The organism is Agromyces sp. Root81 (assembly GCF_001429165.1).
Lineage (GTDB): Bacteria > Actinomycetota > Actinomycetes > Actinomycetales > Microbacteriaceae > Agromyces.
On record NZ_LMIR01000002.1, the window covers coordinates 222,410 to 243,120 of the forward strand.

The window sequence follows — 20,711 nt, forward strand, 5'->3', positions numbered from 1 at the left end:
CGACCATTCTGCCGTGCGCCGGCCGCCGGTGACGCCGGGATGTCGGCGCGAACCGGACACGCCGACCGGCGCTCAGCCGAGCGGCATCGCGAGCGCCATGCAGGCCATGGCCACGGCCATGAGCGGATGCCCCCATCGCGACCATCCCGAGGCCGACCGCCCTCCTCGTCGACGTGGTGCAGCGCACGACGTGCGGCGAGCACCGCGAGCGCGGCGGCCGCGACGAGGACCGCCGCGGCGAGCGGAGGACCGCCGTGGGACGCATGGCCAGCGCCGTCAGGGCCAGCGCGACCGCGGCGCACCCGGCGCCCAGCCACTCGTGCAGGGTCGAGAGCATGCCGCAACGCTAGGGGCCGGGCGGGCCCGACCGGCACTGCCGCGAGCGCACGACGCTTGACGCGCACGGCACGATCGATCGCCCGAACCACTCCAACGGGAGACTGATAAGCTCGCGCTCGGATCGTCCACAGTGCCGTCACGCTCCGATCATCCCGAGGTGAGCCCATGCCCGTCGCATCGTCTACCCGCCAGCGCCCCAGCGCACAGGTGCACACCATCCGCGCGCGCGATCTCAACGAGTTCCGCAACGGCGCCTCCGAGGCGTTCGTACCGTTGCAGGTCACGAGCCCCCGTCCCGACCGGTTCCGCGGCGTCATCCGCACCGCCGGCATCGACGAGGTGCACGTGAGCGACCTCCATGCCACCGGCCATGTGGTCGAACGCACCCCCGAGCTCATCAGCCGCGGCAATCGTCCGTTCTTCAAGCTGAGCCTCATGCTCGCCGGAACCGGGCTGCTCATCCAGGACGACCGGGAGGCGGTGCTGCAGCCCGGCGACCTCGCCGTCTACGACACGAACCGGCCGTACTCGCTCGTCTTCGACGAGGAGTTCCGCACCATGGTCGTCATGTTCCCGAAGCACCTCATCGATCTGCCCGCCGAGGTCGTCGGCCAGCTCACCGCGGTGCGGATGTCGGGATCCGAGGGACTCGGCGGGGTCATCGGCCCCTACCTCGCCCAGCTCGCCGGCAACCTCGAGCAGCTCTCGGGGCCCACGGGAATGCGGCTCGCGCACTCCGCACTCGACCTCATCACCACGCTGTTCGCCGGAGAGCTCGACCTCGATCGCGCGGCGGCGGACCCGCACCATGCGCTCATGCAGCGCATCAGGGGGTACATCGAGGAGCATCTCGCCTCGACCGAACTCGGTCCGGCCTCGATCGCCGCCGCGCATTTCATCTCGACGCGCCACCTGCACGGTCTCTTCCACGAGCAGGGCACGACCGTGTCGACGTGGATCCGCACACGACGGCTCGAGAACTGCCGGCGCGATCTCGTGAATCCGCTGCACGCCGACCGCGCGGTCTCCGTCATCGCCGCCCGCTGGGGATTCGTGGACGCCGCGCATTTCAGCCGCGCATACAAGTCGCAGTTCGGGCATGCGCCGAGCGAGGCACGGGCGCTGGCCGGGGTCGCCGTGCGGCGATGACGAGGTGCCCGGGCGCGCACGGCCGGGCACGTCCGGATCACCGACCGGCGCCGGGTGCGCCGAACTCGGCCGTGCCGAGCTGCTCCGCGGTCTCGTCGCCGCCGTGGCCGATGCGGGCGTAGACGTCGGGCCGACTCCGCCGCAGGCGGTAGCCCCACATGACGCCGATCACTCCTGGCACGATGGCGATCGCGGGCAGCAGGTAGGTCGTGAGGTCTGGCTCGGCCTGGCCGAGGAGCACCGTGAAGTTCGTGAGGATGAGCACGAACACGATGGCGAGCGCGATCGCCGCGACGATCGGCGCGACGAGGCGGCTGCCGACGCCGACACCGCGGTGGTCGCGACGGAAGTACCCGACGACGGCGACCGAGACCACGGCCATCAGCAGCACGAGGCCGAGCGCACCGGTGTTGGTGAGCCAGGTGAAGAGCGTGATGACGGGGTAGGGACCGGCCGCCGGGTCCCAACCGACCTCGGCGACCGCGAAGAGCGCGACCACCACGAGCGCGAGCACCGACTGCGCGACCGAGCCGGCCCACGGCGCGCCGTTGCGCCCGACCGCGGCGAGCTTCGCGGGCAGCACGCCCTCGCGCCCGAGCGAGAACAGGTAGCGCGCCACCGCGTTGTGGAAGCTCACGAGCGCGGCGAAGATGCTCGTGATGAACAGGAGCGACATGATGTCGACCCAGACGACGCCGAGCCGTTCGGCGACGAAGCCGAAGAAGAGCGGCGGACCGGCCTCCTCAGGCGTGATGCCGGCGGGATCGACGATCTTGTCGACGCCGATCGCGAGCGCGAGCGCCCACGACGAGATCGCGTAGAACACGCCGATCACCGCGACGGCGAGGAACGTCGCGCGCGGGATCGTGCGGCGCGGGTCCTTCGACTCCTCGCTGTAGATCGCGGCCGACTCGAATCCCATGAAGCCGGCGATGCCGAACGCGAGCACGGCACCGACCCCTGGCACGAAGAGCGAGGAAGGCTCGATCGGCACGGTCGAGAAGCCGGCGGCCGGCTCGGCGAACGCCACGACGTCGAACACGATGACGACGACGAACTCGGCGGCGACGAGCACACCGAGCACCTTGGCCGAGAGGTCGACGCGGTTCACTCCCATCCAGCCGACGATGACGATGCCGACCACGACGCCGACCCACCAGGGGATGTCGGCGCCCGTCTTCTCGGCGATGAACATCGACACCTGGAAGCCGAACATGCCCCAGATGCCGATCTGCATCAGGTTGTAGGCGACGAGCGCCACGACCGATGCGCCCACGCCCGCGGGTCGCCCGATGCCCTGCGCCACGTAGGCGTAGAACGCCCCCGCATTCGTGACGAAGCGGCTCATCGCGGCGTAGCCGATCGCGAAGACGGCGAGCGCGGCGGCGAGCAGGATGAATGCGACCGGCATGCCAGCGACGTGGGTCACCGAGAAGGTCGAGGTCACCCCGCCAGCGATGACGGTGAGCGGTGCGGATGCCGCGACGATGAGGAACGCGACGCCGATGACGCCGAGCCGACGGCGAACGGCTGCGGGCGCCGGTGGGGCGTCGGTGCGTGGGGTGGTCATGATTCTCCTTCGAATCGACGGCGAAAGCCGGTGCAGCAGTCGGGGGCTGCCATGATTCTCCGATCGACCCACCGCCGCGACTGTGCTGAGCGTGCACGATGCTTGTCCGGGCGGGAACTCCCCGGCCGGACCTACCGTTCGCGGGCGAGTCCGGCGAGGAGGTTCTCGAGCGCGCTGCGTTGACGCCGGGCCGTCGCGAGCTCGGGTGCCAGTCGGCACATGGCCTGCAGTCCCGTCATCATCCAGATGAGCTGGTCGACGATCTCCGCATCGCTGTCGGGTGTCGTGATCTGCCCGTCGGCACGCCCCTCGGCGAGCCGACGCTCGAGCTCGGCCATCCAGAGCTTCGTATGGCGGCGGTAGACCGTCGCCATCCGGTCGTTGCCGACGGCCCGCTCCCAGAAGGCCACGACGATGCGCGCCTCGGTGCGCCGTTCCTCGTCGAGCGGCATGATCTCGAGGCAGAGGCGACGCACGGCCTCGATGCCGCGCACCGCACCGATGGCCGCGACGGCGCGTTCGTTGGTTCGCTCGAACGCCCGCTGGTAGGCGGCCTGCAGCAGTTCATCCTTGCTCGCGAAGTACGGCTTGACCGCCCCGTTCGCGAGTCCCTGCTCTGCCGCGACCCGTCGCAGCGTGACCGCGTCGACGCCCTCGTGCTCGATGATGCGCCAGGTGACATCGATCACGGCGTCCCGCCTGGCCGACTTGTCGACGATCTTCGGCATGTGCGTCTCTCCCCCGTCGACGCCCAGGCGGTGCCGACGTTCGAATGCTAGCGACACCCGGGCCGAGCCGTGTACGTTGTTCTCCCACGGGAGGGTTTTACCGATGTGCCGGTCAGTCCAAGGACGGCGCACTCCTCGACAAGACCCGATCGCGGCCTGCCGCCGATACTGAACGAAGACACGATCCCGAGGTTCCGATGACGCACCACCACGACACGCACCAGCACGACACGTACCGCCACGATGCAGGCGGCGCCGCCGTCGCCCACCCGCTCGACCCGCTGTCGGCCGAAGAGATCGCCGCGGCACGTGAGATCCTCACGGGCGCCGGGATCATGACGGAGACAACGCGCGTTCCGCAGTTGCTGCCGGTGGAGCCGCCGAAGGAGGAGCTCGCCGAGTGGACGCCGGGCGCCCCCGTCGACCGGCGCATCGCCGTGACACTGCTCGAGCCCGCGACCGGCCGTTCCAGCGAGGCCGTCGTCTCCGTGACACGGCGCGAGGTGCTCGAGCACCATGGACTCGAGACCGGCGCCGCCCCCTACGGGCAGCCGCAGTACCTCTTCGAGGAGTACGACGCGGCGGCCGCGATCGCGAAGGCCTCGCCCGACTGGCGGGCCGCGATGACCCGCCGCGGGCTCGAGGATCGCATCGAGCTCGCGTTCTGCGCACCGCTCGCCCCGGGGTTCTTCAACCGCCCCGAGGAGGTCGGGCGCCGGGTCATCCGCTCGCTCACCTTCCTGCGCGACAGCCCGACCGACAGCCCCTGGGCGCACCCGGTCGAGGGACTCATCGTGCACATCGACCTCACCGAGGGCCGCGTCATCGGCGTCGAGGACGAGGGCGACGTGCCGGTGCCCGCCGAGCACGGCAACTACACCCCGGATGCCACCGGCCGGGCCCGCACGAGCCTGAAGCCCATCGAGATCACCCAGCCCGAGGGGCCGAGCTTCGCCGTCGACGGCAACGCCGTCGAGTGGGAGAACTGGAAGTTCCGCGTGGGCTTCAACGCCCGCGAGGGGCTCGTGCTGAACCAGCTCACCTTCCGCGACGGCGACGAGGACCGCTCCGTGATCCACCGCGCGAGCGTGCCCGAGATGGTGGTGCCCTACGGCGACACCACCTCGACGCGGTTCTGGATCAGCTATTTCGACGCGGGCGAGTACCTGCTCGGCAAGAACGCCAACCCGCTCTCGCTCGGCTGCGACTGCCTCGGCGTCATCCACTACTTCGACGGCTTCGTCGCCGACGACCGCGGCAACCCCGTCAAGATCCCGCAGGTCGTCTGCATGCACGAGGAGGACTACGGCATCCTCTGGAAGCACACCGACCTCGACGGCGATTCCGAGGTGCGCCGCAGCCGCCGCCTCGTGATCTCGTACTTCTCGACGATCGGCAACTACGACTACGGGTTCTTCTGGTACCTCTACCTCGACGGCACCATCCAGGTCGAGGCGAAGGCCACCGGCATCGTCTTCGCCGGCGCCGGACACCCCGGCGAGCAGAACCCGCACGCCCCCGAGATCGCCCCCGGACTCTACGCGCCGGTGCACCAGCACCTGTTCTGCGCCCGCCTCGACATGGCGATCGACGGCGAGGACAACACGGTGCACGAGATCGACGCCGTCGGCATCCCCACGGGGCCGGCGAACCCCATGGGCAACGCGTTCACGTGGACGTCGACACAGCTCGCCCGCGAATCCGAGGCGCAGCGACTCGCCGACACCTCGAAGGCCCGCACCTGGGAGGTCGCGAGCGCGAGCCGCGTGAACCGGCTCGGTAAGCCGACCGCCTACCACCTGCTCCCCCAGCCCGGCCCGACCCTGCTCGCGCAGCCCGACTCGACCGTCTCCGGCCGCGCCACGTTCGCGACGAAACACCTCTGGGCCACGGCGTTCGACCCGGCCGAGCGCTTCCCAGCCGGCGACTACCCGAACGCCCACGCCGGCGGCGCTGGCCTGCCGGCATGGACGGCAGCCGACCGCGACCTCGACGGCGCCGACATCGTGCTCTGGCACGTCTTCGGCCCGACGCACATCCCCCGCCCAGAGGACTGGCCGATCATGCCCGTCGACTACTCGGGCTTCGTGCTGAAGCCCTACGGCTTCCTCGACCGCAACCCCGCGCTCGACCTGCCGGACTGGAGCCGGCACGGCGAGGCATCCTGCTGCACGGGCGGCAGCTGCACCTGCGACCACTGACGCGGCATCGGAAGGCGAATCGAATGACGGCACTCACCCCCACCGACACGACCACCTGGCTGCCGCTCGACGGGCTGGCACCGGGCTTCGACGCGAACAGGGCGCCGCACTCGACGGCGCTCGCCGGGCGGATCCTCACCACGCTCGACGACCGCGGCACCCGCATCGCGCACACCTTCACCGAGCAGACGGTCACGTGGACGGTCGAACCCGGGGCCGGCGACGCCACCGCGGCGTCCACCGCGACCGACGACTACGAGGCGTTCGAGGTCGACGACGAGCTGTACTTCGTGCAGTTCCACCACCGCACCCGGCCTCACGAGGCCGTCTCCCTCGTGCTCGACCTGCGCGCGGGCCGTGCGCTCGCGGTCGTGCAGACCCTCGGCGATGCGGCGCCCGGGCGCACCGCCGTGCAGCAGGCGTTCGTACCGTCGGTGATCGAGGAGCTCGAGACCTCGGGCAGGCCGGCGGCACCGACGAACTCGCTCATCGGCCGCCGCGTGATGTGGGTCTACAGCACCGAGCACGCCTACGAGCACGTCTACCTCTCGCCCCAGTGGTACACGTGGCAGTGCCTCGCCGGCCCCGAGCGCGGCCTCGCCGACACCGACGAGCACACCACGTTCGAGGTGCGCCCCGGCATCAACGTCTTCGCCTGGCGCGAGAAGGTGATCCCGTGCGGCTCGGTCACGATCGCCGACCACCGGGACGCGCGGGCGATCCGCTCGCACGGCGTGCTCTTCGGCGAGAACGAGGCGGGCGGCTGGACCCATTTCACGTTCGGCGCCCACGGGCGACTCATCTCCGCCACCGTGCACCCCGACGAATACGACCCGGCGCGCTGACCCGGCGCGCTGACCCGGCGCGCTGCCCCTGCGCGCTGACCCTGCGGTCGATCGGGCCGGTCCGGACCGGCGGCCTTCGCGCTCGGTCAAGCACCGTGCCGCCGCAGACAACCCGATGCACCGGCACGGGGAGAGACTGTCCGAACCAGCTTGGAGGCTTCATGGAACAGTACGAAACGCTCCTCGCCGCCGTCGCCGCACCCGCGGGCGACGGCCGCGAGGTCTTCGACCCGGCGACCGGCGATCTCATCGCCGCCGCACCCGCCGACACGACCGCGGCGCTCGACGACGCCGTCGCGCGCGCCGTGGCCGCGCAGCCCGCGTGGGCTGCGCGGAGCGACGAGGAGCGACGTCAGGCGCTGCACCGCATGGCCGACGCGGTCGAGCGTTCGGCCGACGCCCTCGCCGAACTGCTGTCGCGCGAGCAGGGAAAGCCCCTGAACGGCCCGAACGCCCGCTTCGAGGTGGGCGCGTGCGCGACCTGGCTGCGCGTCACCGCCGACACTCCCCTGCCGACCGAGGTCGTCGTCGACGACGGCACCGACTACGCCGAGCTGCACTACCGGCCGATCGGCGTCGTCGGCGTGATCACCCCGTGGAACTGGCCGATGCTGATCGCGATCTGGCAGATCGCCCCGTCGCTGCGCATGGGCAACACCGTCGTCGCCAAGCCCTCCGAGTACACGACGCTCTCGGGCCTCGCGCTGCTCGCCGTCCTGAACCAGGAGCTCCCCGAGGGCGTGCTGAACCCCGTCGCCGGCGCCGGCGACCTCGGCGCCGCCCTCGTCGTGAAGCCCGAGCTCGGCAAGATCATGTTCACCGGCTCGACCGCGACGGGCAAGCGCATCATCGAGGCATCCGCCGGGAACGTCACCCGCCTCACGCTCGAGCTCGGCGGCAACGACGCCGGCATCGTGCTGCCCGATGCCGACCCGGTCGCGATCGCCGAGAACCTCTTCTGGGGCGCGTTCATCAACACCGGCCAGACGTGCGCGGCGCTGAAGCGCCTCTACGTGCACGACTCGGTCTACGACGCGGTCTGCCTCGCTCTCGTCGAGGTCGCGAAGGCGATGCCGATGGGCGTCGGCCTCGACGAGCAGAACGTGCTCGGCCCGTTGCAGAACCGCATGCAGTTCGGCGTCGTCGACCGCCTCGTCGAAGCGGCCAAGGCGTCGGGCGCCCGCGTGCTGCTCGGCGGCGAGCCCGATCGCGACCAGCCGGGCAACTTCTACCCGACGACGCTCATCGCCGACATCGACCCGCAGAATCCCCTCGTCGTCGAGGAGCAGTTCGGTCCGGCCCTGCCGATCGTGCGGTACAGCGACGTCGAGGAGGCGATCGCCCTCGCGAATGCCGCAGACGTCGGCCTCGGCGCCTCCGTCTGGTCGGGCGACCGCGACGCCGCGCGCGCCATCGCAGCGCGCGTGCAGGCCGGCACGGTGTGGATCAACTCGCACGGCGGCGTGCACCCGATGATCCCCTTCGGCGGCGTCAAGCAGTCGGGCTACGGCCTGGAGTTCGGCACCGAGGGCCTGAAGTCGGTCTCGGCTCCCCAGGTCGTCAACGGCTGAGCCCAGACGCCCGCCGAGGTGCCGCGAGTCCGCCAGGGCTCGCGGCACCTTCGTCTTCAGCTTCCTCCCAGTCCGGCGCATGGAAGAATACCCCAGGGGTATTTTCCCCACCGTGCCCGCTCCGCTCCGCGCCCCAGTCGCGGCCAGACGAATCGAGGAACCCGACCATGTGCCGAGCAGTGACCTGCAAGAAGTGCGGCAAGACCACCTGGGCCGGCTGCGGCCAGCACGTCGACTCGGTCATGCGCGGCGTTCCGCGGGGCGACCGGTGCGGCGGCCACGAGAACGACCCGTCCGAGCCCGGCTTCTTCGCGCGACTCTTCGGCCGCTGAGTCCGCCGCGGTCACGATAGACTGCTTCTCGTCCAGGCGCTCTGCTGCGCCGGTGCTCGAAAAATGGGCACGAAGCCGAACCGCGGGTGATCCCCGCCGCCGCGCGAGACATATACGGAATCCGCATCCGTCTTCGTCTCGAAATGGACACCGCCATGCCTTCGGTCTCCGCGCACGTCGCGCACGCCCTCTCCGCCCACGTCGACCACATCTTCGGCGTCATGGGAAACGGCAACGCCTACTTCCTCGACGCGATCGAACGCGCCACGGATGCCTCGTTCACCGCCGTTCGCCACGAGGCGGGCGGCGTCGTGGCCGCCGACGCGCACTATCGCGCCTCGAACCGCATCGCCGCGGCGACCTCGACGTACGGCGCCGGGTTCACGAACACCCTCACGTCGCTCGCCGAGGCGGCGCAGGCCCGGGTCCCCCTCGTCCTCGTGGTCGGCGACGAGCCGACCTCCGGCCCGCGCCCCTGGGACGTCGACCAGATCGCCCTCGCTTCGGCGGTCGGCGCCCGCACCTATACGGTCGGCCGCACCGACGCGCAGGCGACGACGGTCATCGCGATCGAGCACGCGCTGCAGTATCGGATGCCGGTCGTCCTCGCGATCCCCTACGACGTCGCCGCTGTTGAAGCCGGCCCGCTGCATGAGACGACGAGCCCGCGACGTCCCGCGCCGCTCGCGCCGGCCGGGGAGTTCGCGCACCGCCAGATCACCGAGATCGCGCTCGCGCTCGCGGGCGCGAGCCGGCCGTTCCTGCTCGCCGGACGCGGTGCATGGCTCTCCGGCGCCGGAGAGGTGCTCGGCGAGCTCGCCGCCGCCATCGGCGCAGTGACCGCCTCGACCGCGCTCGGCCGCGGCGTGTTCCCCGAGACCCGCTACGACCTCGGCGTCTCGGGCGGATTCGGCGCCGACGGCGCGATGGAGCTCGTGCGCGAGGCCGACGTAGCCGTCGTGTTCGGCGCGTCGCTCAACCAGTTCACGATGCGTTTCGGCGAGCTGTTCGCGCCGGGTACCCGCGTGTTCCAGGTCGATGTCGCCGCCTCCGCGACCCACCCGAACGTGGGCGGTTACGTGCGCGGGGACGCCTCGCTCGCGGCCCGCGCGATCGTCGACGAGCTCGAGGCGCTCGGCGCAGCGGCATCCGGCTGGCGCGATTCGATCGACGCGCCGGCCCTGCGGGCGTACGAGCCGGGCGATGCGCTCGCCGCCGACGGCCGACTCGACCCGCGCAGCACCGCGCGCCGCATCGCCGAGCTGCTGCCCGAGGATCGGGTCGTCGTCTCCGACGGCGGGCACTTCATCGGGTGGGCGAACATGTACTGGCCGGTCGCCTCTCCCGACCGCATGATGATGGTCGGCACGGCGTTCCAGTCGATCGGGCAGGGGTTCCCGAGCGTCGCGGGAGCCGCGGCGGCCAAGCCCGAGGCCACGGTCGTGCTCACCACCGGAGACGGCGGCGGGCTCATGGCGATCGCCGACCTCGAGACGGCGGTGCGCACCGCCGGAGGTCGCGGTGTCGCGGTCGTCTGGAACGACGCCGCGTACGGCGCCGAGGTGAACCTCTACGGCCTCAAGGGCCTCGCCGAGGCCCCGATGCTGATCCCCGAGGTCGACTTCGCGGCCGCGGCCGCGGCGTTCGGCGCCGAAGGCGTCGTCGTGCGAGGGCTCGCCGACCTCGACCGGCTCGCCGAATGGGCGGCGACCCCCGTGGCGGAGCGCCGCTTCCTGCTGCTCGACTGCCGCATCTCGGGCACCGTCGTCGCGCCCTACCAGGAGGAGATCGTGCGCGTGAACTCGCGCTGACGACTCGGCTCCGGCGCGGCCTGCGCGGCCACCGGACGACGTCGCCACGAACGACGGATGCCCCGGCCGGAAGGTTCCCGCCGGGGCATCCGTGTCTTCGGAACGGCTACTTCACGCCGTAGATGGCGCTCGCCGACTGCTCCGCCTCGTGGTCGGGGCCGAGCGGGATGCCCGTGCGGTCCTTCAGCAGCAGGGTCGCGATGAAGGCGACGACCATGATGCCCGCGATGTAGAACGCGACGGAGGTCGCGGTGCCGGTGGCCTGCACGAGCGCCGCCGAGATCATCGGAGCGAAGGCGCCGCCGAGGATCGCGCCGAGAGCGTAGGTGATGGAGACGCCCGAGTAGCGGATCGACGCAGGGAACAGCTCGGTGAAGTACGCGGCCTGCTGCCCGTAGGTGAAGCCGTTGCCGATCGTGAAGAGCGCGAGCCCGGCGAAGAGCAGCCAGACGTTGCCGGTGTTCACGAGAGGGAACAGCAGGAAGACCGTGGCGAGGAAGGCGATCCAGCCGATGATGTACGTGTTGCGGCGGCCGATCCGGTCGGAGACCGAGCCGGCGATCCACGTGACGATCAACCAGACGACGGCGGACCCTGCGACCGCGAGCAGCACGGGGGTGCGCTCCATGCCGACGAGGCCGCCGTCGGCGATCGGCGTGGTGGCGTAGTTCTGGATGTAGCCGCCGGTCGTCATGTAGCCCGCGGCGTTGTTGCCGGCGAAGGTGAGCGCGGCGAGGAGCACGAGCAGCCAGTGCCGCTTGAAGAGCTGGGCGATGGGCGTCTTCGTCTGCTCCTTGCGGGCGGCGATCTCGGTGAAGACGGGGCTCTCGTCCACGGACCGGCGCACGATCATGCCGACGATGATGAGCACGAAGCTCAGCAGGAACGGGATGCGCCAGCCCCACTCGAGGAACGCTTCGCCGGGCGAGATGACACCCGTCATGAGGGCGAGCACGCCCGAGGCGAGGAGGAGTCCGATCGGCACGCCGATCTGCGGGAAGGCGCCGTAGCGGCCGCGCTTGCCGTCGGGCGCGTGCTCGACCGCCATGAGCACGGCGCCGCCCCACTCGCCGCCCGTCGAGAGGCCCTGCAGGATGCGCAGGAGCACGAGGAGGAGCGGCGCGAGGATGCCGACCTGCTCGTAGGTGGGCAGCACGCCGATGAGGGTCGTCGCAGCACCCATGAGCACGAGCGTCACGACGAGCATCGCCTTGCGGCCGATCTTGTCTCCGAAGTGTCCGGCGAGGAACGCGCCGAGCGGCCGGAACAGGAAGCTCACGCCGATCGTCGCGAACGACAGGATCGTGGCGAACTCGGGGCCGGCGGGTGCGAAGAAGAGCACCTGGAAGACGAGGCCGGCGGCGCTCGCATACAGGAAGAAGTCGTACCACTCGATGGTGGTGCCGATCACGGTGGCGAAGGCGACGCGGCGGAGTTCCCGTCGTCTCGCCTTGCTCTGGGCGGGGGCGGGGGCGGGGGCGGATGTCGTGGTCATGCGGGGGCGACTCCTCTGTCGTATCCGCGGTCAGGGGCAGCTCGTCGTCGAGCCCGAGACGAGCTATCCGGTCATAATATACGATTTGAAATACGAAGAAGACTCGGCGACGCCCCCGACCGCGGACCGTCGTATACGATCACCTCGGAACCCCCTCGATGACGAAGTGGAGCACATGTTGCTGGACCAGACCCGGATCGAAGAGATCGCCGACGAACTCGTCGCGGCTCACCACGATCGAAGCACCGTGCCGCTCCTCACCGCCAGGAACCCCGGCATGACCGTCGACGACGCCTACGCCGTGCAGAGCGTCTGGGCGAAGCGACGCCAGGCCGACGGCGCACGCCTCGTGGGCCGCAAGATCGGCCTCACCTCGAAGGTCATGCAGGTGGCCACCGGTATCACCGAGCCCGACTATGGTGTCATCTTCGACGACATGGTCGTCGAGTCCGGGGCATCCGTCGAGTTCGACCGCTTCTCGAACGTGCGCATCGAGGTCGAGCTCGCCTTCGTGCTCGCCAAGCCCTTGCAGGGCCCGGATGTCACGATCTTCGACGTGCTCGACGCCACCGCCTACGTCGTGCCGGCGCTCGAGATCCTGAACTCGCACATCGAGATGCAGGGCCGCACGATCGTCGACACCATCTCGGACAACGCCGCGATGGGCGCCATGGTGGTCGGCGGCCGGCCCGTGAAGGTCGACGACGTGGACCTCCGCTGGATCTCCGCCCTGCTGTACCGCAACCAGACGATCGAGGAGTCGGGCGTCGCCGCCGCGGTGCTCGGCCACCCCGCCATGGGCGTCGCCTGGCTCGCGAACAAGCTCGCCCAGCACGACCAGTCGCTCGAGGCCGGCGAGATCATCCTCGCCGGATCGTTCACCCGGCCCATGTGGGTCGAGCGCGGCGACACCGTGCACGCCGACTACGGACAGCTGGGAGCCGTGACATGCCGATTCGAATGAACCTCCCCGCGACCCTCACGGCCCGCGTCGCGGCATCCGATCGCCCGCTCGTGGGCATGTGGGTGTGCTCGGGCAGCCCGATCATGGCCGAGCTCGCCGCAGGCAGCGGCCTCGACTGGGTGCTCATCGACGCCGAGCACTCCCCCAACGGCCTCGAGTCGATCCTCGCGCAGCTCTACGCCGTGTCGGCCTACCCGGTCGCGCCCGTCGTGCGCCCGCCGATCGGCGACACCGTGCTGATCAAGCAGTACCTCGACCTCGGTGTGCAGAACCTGCTCGTGCCGATGGTCGACTCGGCCGCGCAGGCCGCCGAGCTCGCGCGCGCGGTGCGCTACCCCGCCGACGGCGTACGCGGCGTCGGCGCCGCCCTCGCCCGGTCGTCGCGCTGGAACCGGGTCGACCGGTACCTGCACGACGCCGCGTCGACGATCAGCCTCACCGTGCAGATCGAGTCGGCGACCGCCGTCGCGGCCGTCGAGGAGATCGCCGCGGTCGACGGCGTCGACGCCCTGTTCATCGGCCCCGCCGACCTCGCGGCCTCGATGGGGCTGCTCGGCCAGCAGTCGCACCCCGACGTCGTCGAGGGCGTGCTGCGGTCGATCCGCGCGGGAGTCGCGGCGGGCAAGCCCGTCGGCGTCAACGCCTTCGTGCCCGCCGACGCGGAGCGCTACCTCGCTGCCGGCGCGTCGTTCGTCTCCGTCGGCGCGGATGTCGCGATCGTCGCCCGCGCCTCCGAGGCGCTCGCCGATCGGTTCATCCCGGCGGATGGTTCGACCCGCGCGAGCTACTGACGATCCGGCGCGAGCACCGCTCGACAGCTCGCGCCAGATCGTATATCATTTCAGATATCTAGAGACGAGGACGTCAATGACCGACGGCATCCCCACCCCCGGCAAGATCATCGCCGTGCACCTCAACTACCCGTCGAGGGCAGCGCAGCGCGGTCGCACGCCCGCCCAGCCGAGCTACTTCCTGAAGCCCGCCTCCTCGCTCGCCCCGACCGGCGCAACGCTCGAACGCCCCACGGGCACCGAGCTGCTCGCCTTCGAGGGCGAGATCGCGATCGTCATCGGCGAGCCCGCCCGGCGCGTCTCCCCTGCCGACGGCTGGAAGCACGTGGCATCCGTCACCGCGGCCAACGACTTCGGCCTCTACGACCTGCGCGCCGCGGACAAGGGCTCCAACGTGCGTTCGAAGGGCGGCGACGGCTTCACCCCGCTCGGTCCGGCCGCGATCCCCGCAGCTGGCATCGGCGAGGGCGACTGGCGCGTTCGCACCTGGGTGAACGGGCGCCTCGTGCAGGAGGACACCTCCGACACCCTGCTCTTCCCGTTCGGCCGGCTCGTCGCCGACCTCTCCCAGCTGATGACCCTCGAGACCGGCGATGTGATCCTCACGGGCACGCCCGCCGGCTCCTCGGTCGTGCTGCCCGGCGATGTCGTCGAGGTCGAGGTCGACGCCCCGGGCGCCCCCGGCGCGCCGAGCACCGGACGGCTCGTCACGACGATCACCCAGGGCACCGCCGAGTTCGGCGACTTCGGTACGAAGCCCGCAACCGACGACCTCCAGCGCGTCGAGGCATGGGGCAGCGACGAGGAGCTCGCCGCTGCCGTCGCCGTCGGCCGCGCATCGGCACCCGCCTCGACCACCGCAGCGGATGCCTCGAGCCCCGCATTCGAGCTCACCGACGAGCTGCGCGCCGACTTCGGCCGCGTCGCCGTCGCGACGCTCTCGGTCGCGCTCCGCAAGCGCGGCTACCACGACATCTTCATCGAGGGCGTCGCCGCCAACCACCCCGGCGACCGCATCGTCGGCCGCGCGAAGACGCTCCGGTTCATCCCCTTCCGCCCCGACCTCTTCCAGAGCCACGGCGGCGGCTTCAACGCGCAGAAGCTCGCCTTCGACACGGTGGCACCCGGTGAGGTGCTCGTCGTCGAGGCCCGCGGCGAGCGCGGCACCGGCACCGTGGGCGACGTGCTGGCCCTCCGCGCCCAGGTGCGCGGCGCCGTCGGCATCGTCACCGACGGCGGCGTCCGCGACTTCGACGCGGTCGCCGGATTCGAGATCCCCGTCTTCTCGCAGGGCGCGCACCCCTCCGTGCTCGGCCGGCGTCACGTGCCCTGGGAGGTCGACGTCACGATCGCCTGCGGCGGTGCAGCAGTGCAGCCCGGCGACGTCATCGTCGGCGACGGCGACGGCGTCATCGTCATCCCGCCGCAGCTCGTCGAGGAGGTGCTGGCCGAAGCGCTCGAACAGGAGCGGCAGGACGCGTACGTGGCCGAGCAGGTCGCGGCCGGGGCATCCGTCGACGGGCTCTTCCCCATGAACGCCGAGTGGCTCGCGCGGTATCGCGCCGCACAGGGGGCGTGATGACCCCGCAGACCGAGCGTTCGACAGAGAGCAAGTCGCAGCAGGCGTACCGCTTCATCCGCACGCGCATCGACGACGGCCGCTACGTGCCGGGCTATCGACTCGTGCTCGGCGCTATCGCGCGCGAACTCGACGTCTCCGTGGTGCCGGTGCGCGAGGCGATCCGACTGCTCGAGGCCGAGGGACTCGTCACCTTCGAGCGCAACGTCGGCGCGCAGGTCGCCCTCGTGAAGGAGACCGAGTACCTGCACACGATGGAGACGCTCGCGCTCGTCGAGGGCGCGGCGACGGCGCTCTCTGCACCGTTCATCTCCCCCGACCACATCCGTCGGGCCCGCGAGGTCAACGAACGGATGCGGCGCACCCTCGACGACTTCGAACCGCACCGCTTCACCGAGCTCAACCTCGAGTTCCACTCGGTGCTCTTCGAGGAATGCCCGAACCCGCACATCCTCGACCTCGTGCACCGCGGCTGGAACCGCATGACGGTGCTGCGCGACTCCTCGTTCAGCTTCGTGCCCGGGCGCGCGCACGAGTCGGTCGAGGAGCACGAGCGCATCCTGCAGCTCATCGAGCAGGGCGGCGACGCCCTCGAGGTCGAGCTCACCGCTCGTCGCCACCGCACCGCGACGCTCGACGCGGTGCTCGCCTACCAATCACGGCAATCGCACCCCGCAGCGGAGGCCGCGGAGGCGCCGCTCGGCTGAGCCGACTCCTGTCCGCCTCGCACCGACATCCACGACCCGGGACCTGAACGGTCCGACCCGCACCGACCGAAGGAAGACCGCATGACGCACTACATCCCCGAGGACCTGCCCGACCGCATCCGCCACTTCATCGACGGCGAGTTCGTCGACTCCGTCGGCGGCGAGACGTTCGACGTGCTCGACCCCGTGTCGAACGAGACGTACGTGCAGGCCGCCGCGGGCCAGCAGGCCGACATCGACCTCGCCGTCGCCGCAGCGAAGCGCGCGTTCGACGACGGCCCCTGGCCCCGCATGCTCCCCCGCCAGCGCTCGCGCGTGCTGCACCGCATCGCCGACCTCATCGAGGCGCGCGACGCCCGGCTCGCCGAACTCGAGACCTTCGACACCGGCCTGCCGATCACGCAGGCCCTCGGCCAGGCGCAGCGCGCCGCCGAGAACTTCCGGTTCTTCGCCGACCTCATCGTCGCCCAGCGCGACGACACCTACAAGGTGCCCGGTCGTCAGGTGAACTACGTGAACCGCAAGCCGATCGGCGTCGCCGGGCTCATCACGCCGTGGAACACGCCCTTCATGCTCGAGTCGTGGAAGCTCGCCCCCGCGCTCGCGACCGGCAACACCGTCGTGCTGAAGCCCGCCGAGTTCACGCCCCTGTCGGCGTCGCTCTGGGCCGAGATCTTCCGCGAGGCCGGCGTGCCCGACGGCGTCTTCAACCTCGTCAACGGACTCGGCGAAGAGGCCGGCGACGCGCTCGTCAAGCACCCCGACGTGCCCCTCATCTCCTTCACCGGCGAGAGCCGCACCGGCCAGATCATCTTCGGCAACGCCGCGCCGTTCCTGAAGGGCCTCTCGATGGAGCTCGGCGGCAAGTCGCCCGCCGTCGTCTTCGCCGACGCCGACCTCGACTCCGCGCTCGACGCGACCGTCTTCGGCGTCTTCTCGCTGAACGGCGAGCGCTGCACCGCCGGCTCCCGCGTGCTCGTCGAGCGCCCGATCTACGACGACTTCGTCGCCCGCTACGCCGAGCGCGCGAAGAACATCGTGGTCGGCGACCCGCACGACCCGAAGACCGAGGTCGGGGCGCTCGTGCACCCCGAGCACTACGAGAAGGTCATGTCCTACGTCGAGATCGGCAAGACCGAGGGCCGCCTCGTCGCCGGCGGCGGCCGCCCCGAGGGCTTGGAGACCGGCAACTACGTGGCCCCCACGGTGTTCGCGGATGTCTCGCCCGACGCCCGCATCTTCCAGGAGGAGATCTTCGGACCCGTCGTCGCGATCACGCCGTTCGACACCGACGAGGAGGCGCTCGAGCTCGCGAACAACACGCGCTACGGGCTCGCCGCCTACATCTGGACCAACAACCTCAAGCGCGCCCACAACTTCGCCCAGTCGGTCGAGGCCGGCATGGTGTGGCTGAACTCGAACAACGTGCGCGACCTCCGCACCCCCTTCGGCGGCGTCAAGGCGTCGGGCCTCGGGCACGAGGGCGGCTACCGCTCGATCGACTTCTACACCGACCAGCAGGCCGTGCACATCACCCTCAACGAGGCGCACTCGCCGCGCTTCGGCACCAACAAATAGCGGCGACCCCCGCGACATCCGCTCAGAGAAGAGAAAGCACCACCATGAACGAACCCATCATCACCCCAGACGCACCGGAGCCCGTCGTGACCGCTGCCGACCCGGTGCCCGCGCCGGTGAACCGCATCCCGACGCCGAAGGCGCCCGCGCCCGACATCCTGCGCTGCGCGTACATGGAGCTCGTCGTCACCGACCTCGAGGCCAGCCGCAAGTTCTACGTCGACGTGCTCGACCTCGTCGTGACCGAGGAGGACGAGAACACCGTCTACCTCCGCTCCTTCGAGGAGTTCATCCACCACAACCTCGTGCTGCGCAAGGGCCCCGTCGCCGCGGTCGCCGCGTTCAGCTACCGCGTGCGCAGCCCAGAAGAACTCGACAAGGCCGTCGCCTTCTACGAGGAGCTCGGCTGCCGCGTCGAGCGCCGCTCGGAGGGCTGGACCAAGGGCATCGGCGACTCGGTGCGCGTCGAGGACCCGCTGGGCTTCCCCTACGAGTTCTTCTACGACGTCGAGCACGTCGAGCGGCTCGCGTGGCGCTACGACCTCTACACGCCGGGCGCGCTCGTGCGCCTCGACCACTTCAACCAGGTCACCCCCGACGTGCCCCGCGCGGTCGCCTACATGGAGGACCTCGGCTTCCGCGTCACGGAGGACATCCAGGACGAGGCCGGCACCACCTACGCCGCGTGGATGCGCCGCAAGCCCACCGTGCACGACACCGCCATGACCGGTGGCGACGGCCCGCGCATGCACCACGTCGCATTCGCCACGCACGAGAAGCACAACATCATCGCGATCTGCGACAAGCTCGGCGCGCTCCGCCGCTCCGACGCGATCGAGCGCGGCCCGGGCCGCCACGGCGTCTCGAACGCCTTCTACCTGTACCTGCGCGACCCCGACGGCCACCGCGTCGAGATCTACACGCAGGACTACTACACGGGCGACCCCGACAACCCCGTCGTCACGTGGGACGTGCACGACAACCAGCGCCGCGACTGGTGGGGCAACCCCGTCGTGCCGAGCTGGTACACGGATGCCTCGCTGGTGCTCGACCTCGACGGCAACCCGAAGGAGCTCGTCTCGCGCATCGACGACTCCGAGATGGACGTCACGATCGGCGCCGACGGCTTCTCGTACACGCGCAAGGGCGATGAGGAGCAGGGCTTCAAGCTCGGCAACACGCTGTAGTCGCTCAGCACGGCAGTCGACGACGCCGCCCTGCGCCCGGATCTCCGGGCGCAGGGCGGCGTTCGCGTGTTCCGGGCCCCCTGAGCGCTGCAGGGATCCGGGGGCTCGGAGCCGCCTCAGGCGATCGTGAGCTCCGCGATCGACCACGGCGGGATCGGCAGGAAGCCCCGCGCCGTCAGCTCCACCCGGATCGGCGCTCCGCCGATCGCATCGCCCGTGACGATCGAGAGCGAGGCCGCCGACGGCGACGGCGTGCTGCACCGGTAGGCGAGCTGCCCCGAGCCCGACGCGTTCAGGACGAAGAGTCGGCGCACCCCGTCGAGCTCGAGGCCGACGACGCTGCCGCCGTACGCCGCGACGACGAGGGTGTCGCCGAGTCGCGCGGCCGCCGACGGGTAACCGTCGACGGGCAGGCCCGCCGTGATCTCGCCGTCGAGCAGCACCCCGCTGAGCTCGCGCCAGACCCCGAGCACGGCAGCGACCTCTGCACGATGCGCCGCCGGAAGCTGCGCGAGCGGCATCGAGATCTGCGGAACTCCGAAGAAGGCGCCGAACAGCTGCCGCGCGGCAGCGGCGGGCGTCGCCGTGGGGTCCCACATGATGGGGTCGGCGTGCACGATCTGCCCGCTCGCCAGCAGGCGCAGGTCGAGGATCGACCGACGGTTCTGGACCGCATCAGCCGGGCAATCATCGGCCCGCACCACATCGGCGAACGACGCGACGGCCGGCGAGACGTACGGCTGGCGGAACTCGATCAACGCGCCGGGACGCTCGAGGTCCACGGCATCGGCGACACCGCTGAGCAGCACGGTCATCGCCTCGCCCACGTCGACGACGTCGCCGGTCGACGGTTCGCCCGCGTACACCATGGCGTTGTTCAGGAAGTCGATCTTGAGCCCGTCGAGGTCGTAGTCGCGCATCAGCCGAGCGCAGGTCTCGACGAGGTGCGCGCGCACTTCGGGATGTCTCGGGTCGAGCACCCAGGCCCGCAGGCCTTCGGAGTAGTGCGTGGCGAAGCGGCGCAGGCGCTCGAACGCCTCGCTCTGCTCGCCGAGCAGGAGCGGCGCGATCCACAGCACGACGTCGAGGCCCTGCGCATGAAGCCGGCCCGAGAGTGCGGCGAGGTCGGGGAACTTGGCCTGATCCGGCACCCAGTCCCCGCAGCCCGCGTACCAACGACCGTCGCCGAATCGCTGCCAACCGTCGTCGACGAAGACCGAGCGGCAGCCGAGTTCGGCCGCGACGGCGACGTCGGACTCGATGAGCTGCTCGGAGATGCGCTGCGAGTAGGCGTACCAGGTCGAGTACACCGGCTCGCGCGACGCCGTCGACGCAGGCCGCACGGGCAGCTCGGCACGCACGGCCTCGGAGACCGCGCGGACCGCGCGAGCGTACGGCATCGTCTCGCCGACGATCACGAGATCGAGTCCGGACTCGAGTTCGGCGAGCCGCCCCTCGATCGGCAGGCGCACGACGAAGGTCTTCTCCTCCTCGGAGACGCCGTACTGCAGCTCGCCCTCGTGCACGAGGCAGTCGAAGCCGAAGGCGAGCCGGCTCGCGCCGTCGGCGTCGTAGAGCGCTCCGATCGGGGCGGACCTCACCGCGCTGAAGCGGTCACGCCCCTTCCAGTCGGCGGGGAGGCCGCGATCGCTCGAGAGACCCGGATTCCAGTACCCGGCGGCGTTGCCCAAGGGCAGTTCGAGCACGACCTGGCCCTCACCCTGCACCGCGAGGCGGATCCGGACGAGCCCGCCGCCCTCGCCCAGCTCGGACACCCGGACTGCGCCCCCGGTGCCGAGGCGGATGCCTCTGGGGAGCTCGGTCCACTCGATGAGCGAGAGGTGGTGGTCTTCAAGTAGCACGT

Annotated in this window: 16 protein-coding genes; 12 read left to right on the top strand and 4 right to left on the bottom strand. The window is 70.7% G+C overall.

All coding sequences use genetic code 11. The features are described from left to right. Positions 1–504: 504 nt before the first annotated feature. The gene (locus ASE14_RS05985; RefSeq protein WP_056652269.1) at positions 505–1,488 is read left to right on the top strand and encodes a helix-turn-helix domain-containing protein; all 984 of its coding nucleotides are present in this window, start codon (positions 505–507) and stop codon (positions 1,486–1,488) included. 37 nt (positions 1,489–1,525) lie between these two features. Here the strand turns inward: ASE14_RS05985 and ASE14_RS05990 are convergent, their stop codons facing one another. Together ASE14_RS05990 and ASE14_RS05995 are read right to left on the bottom strand one after the other, a co-directional pair. Continuing rightward, positions 1,526–3,058 (bottom strand): APC family permease, encoded by a 1,533-nt coding sequence (locus ASE14_RS05990; RefSeq protein WP_056652274.1) that lies wholly within the window; start codon positions 3,056–3,058, stop codon positions 1,526–1,528. A 131-nt stretch (positions 3,059–3,189) separates the two neighbouring features. Further along, positions 3,190–3,786, bottom strand: a complete 597-nt coding sequence (locus ASE14_RS05995; protein ID WP_056652276.1) for a TetR/AcrR family transcriptional regulator — start codon at positions 3,784–3,786, stop codon at positions 3,190–3,192. A 197-nt stretch (positions 3,787–3,983) separates the two neighbouring features. Between ASE14_RS05995 and ASE14_RS06000 the strand changes: the two genes are divergently transcribed. From ASE14_RS06000 to ASE14_RS06015, 5 genes are all read left to right on the top strand, one after another. Next, complete coding sequence (locus tag ASE14_RS06000) at positions 3,984–5,987, top strand: primary-amine oxidase (RefSeq protein WP_056652279.1); 2,004 nt, start codon at positions 3,984–3,986, stop codon at positions 5,985–5,987. Positions 5,988–6,010: 23 nt separating this feature from the next. Beyond that, positions 6,011–6,832 carry a MoaF C-terminal domain-containing protein gene (locus ASE14_RS06005; protein WP_056652283.1) on the top strand — a complete coding sequence of 274 codons (822 nt, stop codon included), beginning with the start codon at positions 6,011–6,013 and terminating at the stop codon, positions 6,830–6,832. Between the two features lie 161 nt (positions 6,833–6,993). After that, positions 6,994–8,403 (top strand): aldehyde dehydrogenase family protein, encoded by a 1,410-nt coding sequence (locus ASE14_RS06010; protein WP_056652285.1) that lies wholly within the window; start codon positions 6,994–6,996, stop codon positions 8,401–8,403. A gap of 167 nt (positions 8,404–8,570) precedes the next feature. Next, positions 8,571–8,735, top strand: coding sequence for a hypothetical protein (locus ASE14_RS20910; protein WP_200953284.1), 165 nt, complete (start codon positions 8,571–8,573; stop codon positions 8,733–8,735). 155 nt (positions 8,736–8,890) lie between these two features. Beyond that, positions 8,891–10,546, top strand: coding sequence for a thiamine pyrophosphate-binding protein (locus tag ASE14_RS06015; RefSeq protein ID WP_056652290.1), 1,656 nt, complete (start codon positions 8,891–8,893; stop codon positions 10,544–10,546). 106 nt (positions 10,547–10,652) lie between these two features. Here the strand turns inward: ASE14_RS06015 and ASE14_RS06020 are convergent, their stop codons facing one another. Further along, positions 10,653–12,041: an MFS transporter gene (locus ASE14_RS06020; RefSeq protein WP_056652292.1), complete on the bottom strand. Its 1,389-nt coding sequence runs from the start codon at positions 12,039–12,041 to the stop codon at positions 10,653–10,655. A gap of 178 nt (positions 12,042–12,219) precedes the next feature. Here ASE14_RS06020 and hpaH point away from each other — a divergent pair, with 178 nt between their 5' ends. The 6 genes from hpaH (at position 12,220) to hpaD (ending at position 18,847) form a co-directional block, all read left to right on the top strand. Beyond that, positions 12,220–13,005 carry a 2-oxo-hept-4-ene-1,7-dioate hydratase gene (gene hpaH / locus ASE14_RS06025; RefSeq protein WP_056655883.1) on the top strand — a complete coding sequence of 262 codons (786 nt, stop codon included), beginning with the start codon at positions 12,220–12,222 and terminating at the stop codon, positions 13,003–13,005. After that, entirely contained in the window at positions 12,990–13,796 is an 807-nt protein-coding gene (locus ASE14_RS06030) for an aldolase/citrate lyase family protein (RefSeq protein WP_157372838.1), read from the top strand. The genes hpaH and ASE14_RS06030 overlap by 16 nt, the downstream gene beginning before the upstream one ends. Positions 13,797–13,872: 76 nt before the next feature. Next, positions 13,873–15,375: a fumarylacetoacetate hydrolase family protein gene (locus tag ASE14_RS06035; protein ID WP_056652295.1), complete on the top strand. Its 1,503-nt coding sequence runs from the start codon at positions 13,873–13,875 to the stop codon at positions 15,373–15,375. Beyond that, positions 15,375–16,082 carry a GntR family transcriptional regulator gene (locus tag ASE14_RS06040; RefSeq protein WP_056652300.1) on the top strand — a complete coding sequence of 236 codons (708 nt, stop codon included), beginning with the start codon at positions 15,375–15,377 and terminating at the stop codon, positions 16,080–16,082. The genes ASE14_RS06035 and ASE14_RS06040 overlap by 1 nt, the downstream gene beginning before the upstream one ends. An 81-nt stretch (positions 16,083–16,163) precedes the next feature. Next, positions 16,164–17,660, top strand: coding sequence for a 5-carboxymethyl-2-hydroxymuconate semialdehyde dehydrogenase (hpaE, locus tag ASE14_RS06045; RefSeq protein ID WP_056652303.1), 1,497 nt, complete (start codon positions 16,164–16,166; stop codon positions 17,658–17,660). A gap of 44 nt (positions 17,661–17,704) precedes the next feature. Next, the gene (gene hpaD, locus ASE14_RS06050; protein ID WP_200953285.1) at positions 17,705–18,847 is read left to right on the top strand and encodes a 3,4-dihydroxyphenylacetate 2,3-dioxygenase; all 1,143 of its coding nucleotides are present in this window, start codon (positions 17,705–17,707) and stop codon (positions 18,845–18,847) included. Between the two features lie 116 nt (positions 18,848–18,963). Here the strand turns inward: hpaD and ASE14_RS06055 are convergent, their stop codons facing one another. After that, positions 18,964–20,709, bottom strand: a complete 1,746-nt coding sequence (locus ASE14_RS06055; RefSeq protein ID WP_056652306.1) for a glycoside hydrolase family 36 protein — start codon at positions 20,707–20,709, stop codon at positions 18,964–18,966. Positions 20,710–20,711: the final 2 nt, after the last annotated feature.

What these genes read in the sequence shown, in the direction of transcription:
- ASE14_RS06010 (WP_056652285.1), top strand. Translation starts at nt 6,994, where the DNA reads ATGGAACAGTACGAAACGCTCCTCGCCGCCGTCGCCGCACCCGCGGGC.
- ASE14_RS06020 (WP_056652292.1), bottom strand. Translation starts at nt 12,041, where the DNA reads ATGACCACGACATCCGCCCCCGCCCCCGCCCCCGCCCAGAGCAAGGCG.
- hpaE (WP_056652303.1), top strand. Translation starts at nt 16,164, where the DNA reads ATGACGCACTACATCCCCGAGGACCTGCCCGACCGCATCCGCCACTTC.
- ASE14_RS05990 (WP_056652274.1), bottom strand. Translation starts at nt 3,058, where the DNA reads ATGACCACCCCACGCACCGACGCCCCACCGGCGCCCGCAGCCGTTCGC.
- hpaD (WP_200953285.1), top strand. Translation starts at nt 17,705, where the DNA reads ATGAACGAACCCATCATCACCCCAGACGCACCGGAGCCCGTCGTGACC.
- ASE14_RS06035 (WP_056652295.1), top strand. Translation starts at nt 13,873, where the DNA reads ATGACCGACGGCATCCCCACCCCCGGCAAGATCATCGCCGTGCACCTC.
- ASE14_RS06030 (WP_157372838.1), top strand. Translation starts at nt 12,990, where the DNA reads ATGCCGATTCGAATGAACCTCCCCGCGACCCTCACGGCCCGCGTCGCG.
- ASE14_RS20910 (WP_200953284.1), top strand. Translation starts at nt 8,571, where the DNA reads ATGTGCCGAGCAGTGACCTGCAAGAAGTGCGGCAAGACCACCTGGGCC.
- ASE14_RS06000 (WP_056652279.1), top strand. Translation starts at nt 3,984, where the DNA reads ATGACGCACCACCACGACACGCACCAGCACGACACGTACCGCCACGAT.
- ASE14_RS06005 (WP_056652283.1), top strand. Translation starts at nt 6,011, where the DNA reads ATGACGGCACTCACCCCCACCGACACGACCACCTGGCTGCCGCTCGAC.
- ASE14_RS06015 (WP_056652290.1), top strand. Translation starts at nt 8,891, where the DNA reads ATGCCTTCGGTCTCCGCGCACGTCGCGCACGCCCTCTCCGCCCACGTC.
- ASE14_RS05985 (WP_056652269.1), top strand. Translation starts at nt 505, where the DNA reads ATGCCCGTCGCATCGTCTACCCGCCAGCGCCCCAGCGCACAGGTGCAC.
- ASE14_RS06040 (WP_056652300.1), top strand. Translation starts at nt 15,375, where the DNA reads ATGACCCCGCAGACCGAGCGTTCGACAGAGAGCAAGTCGCAGCAGGCG.
- ASE14_RS05995 (WP_056652276.1), bottom strand. Translation starts at nt 3,786, where the DNA reads ATGCCGAAGATCGTCGACAAGTCGGCCAGGCGGGACGCCGTGATCGAT.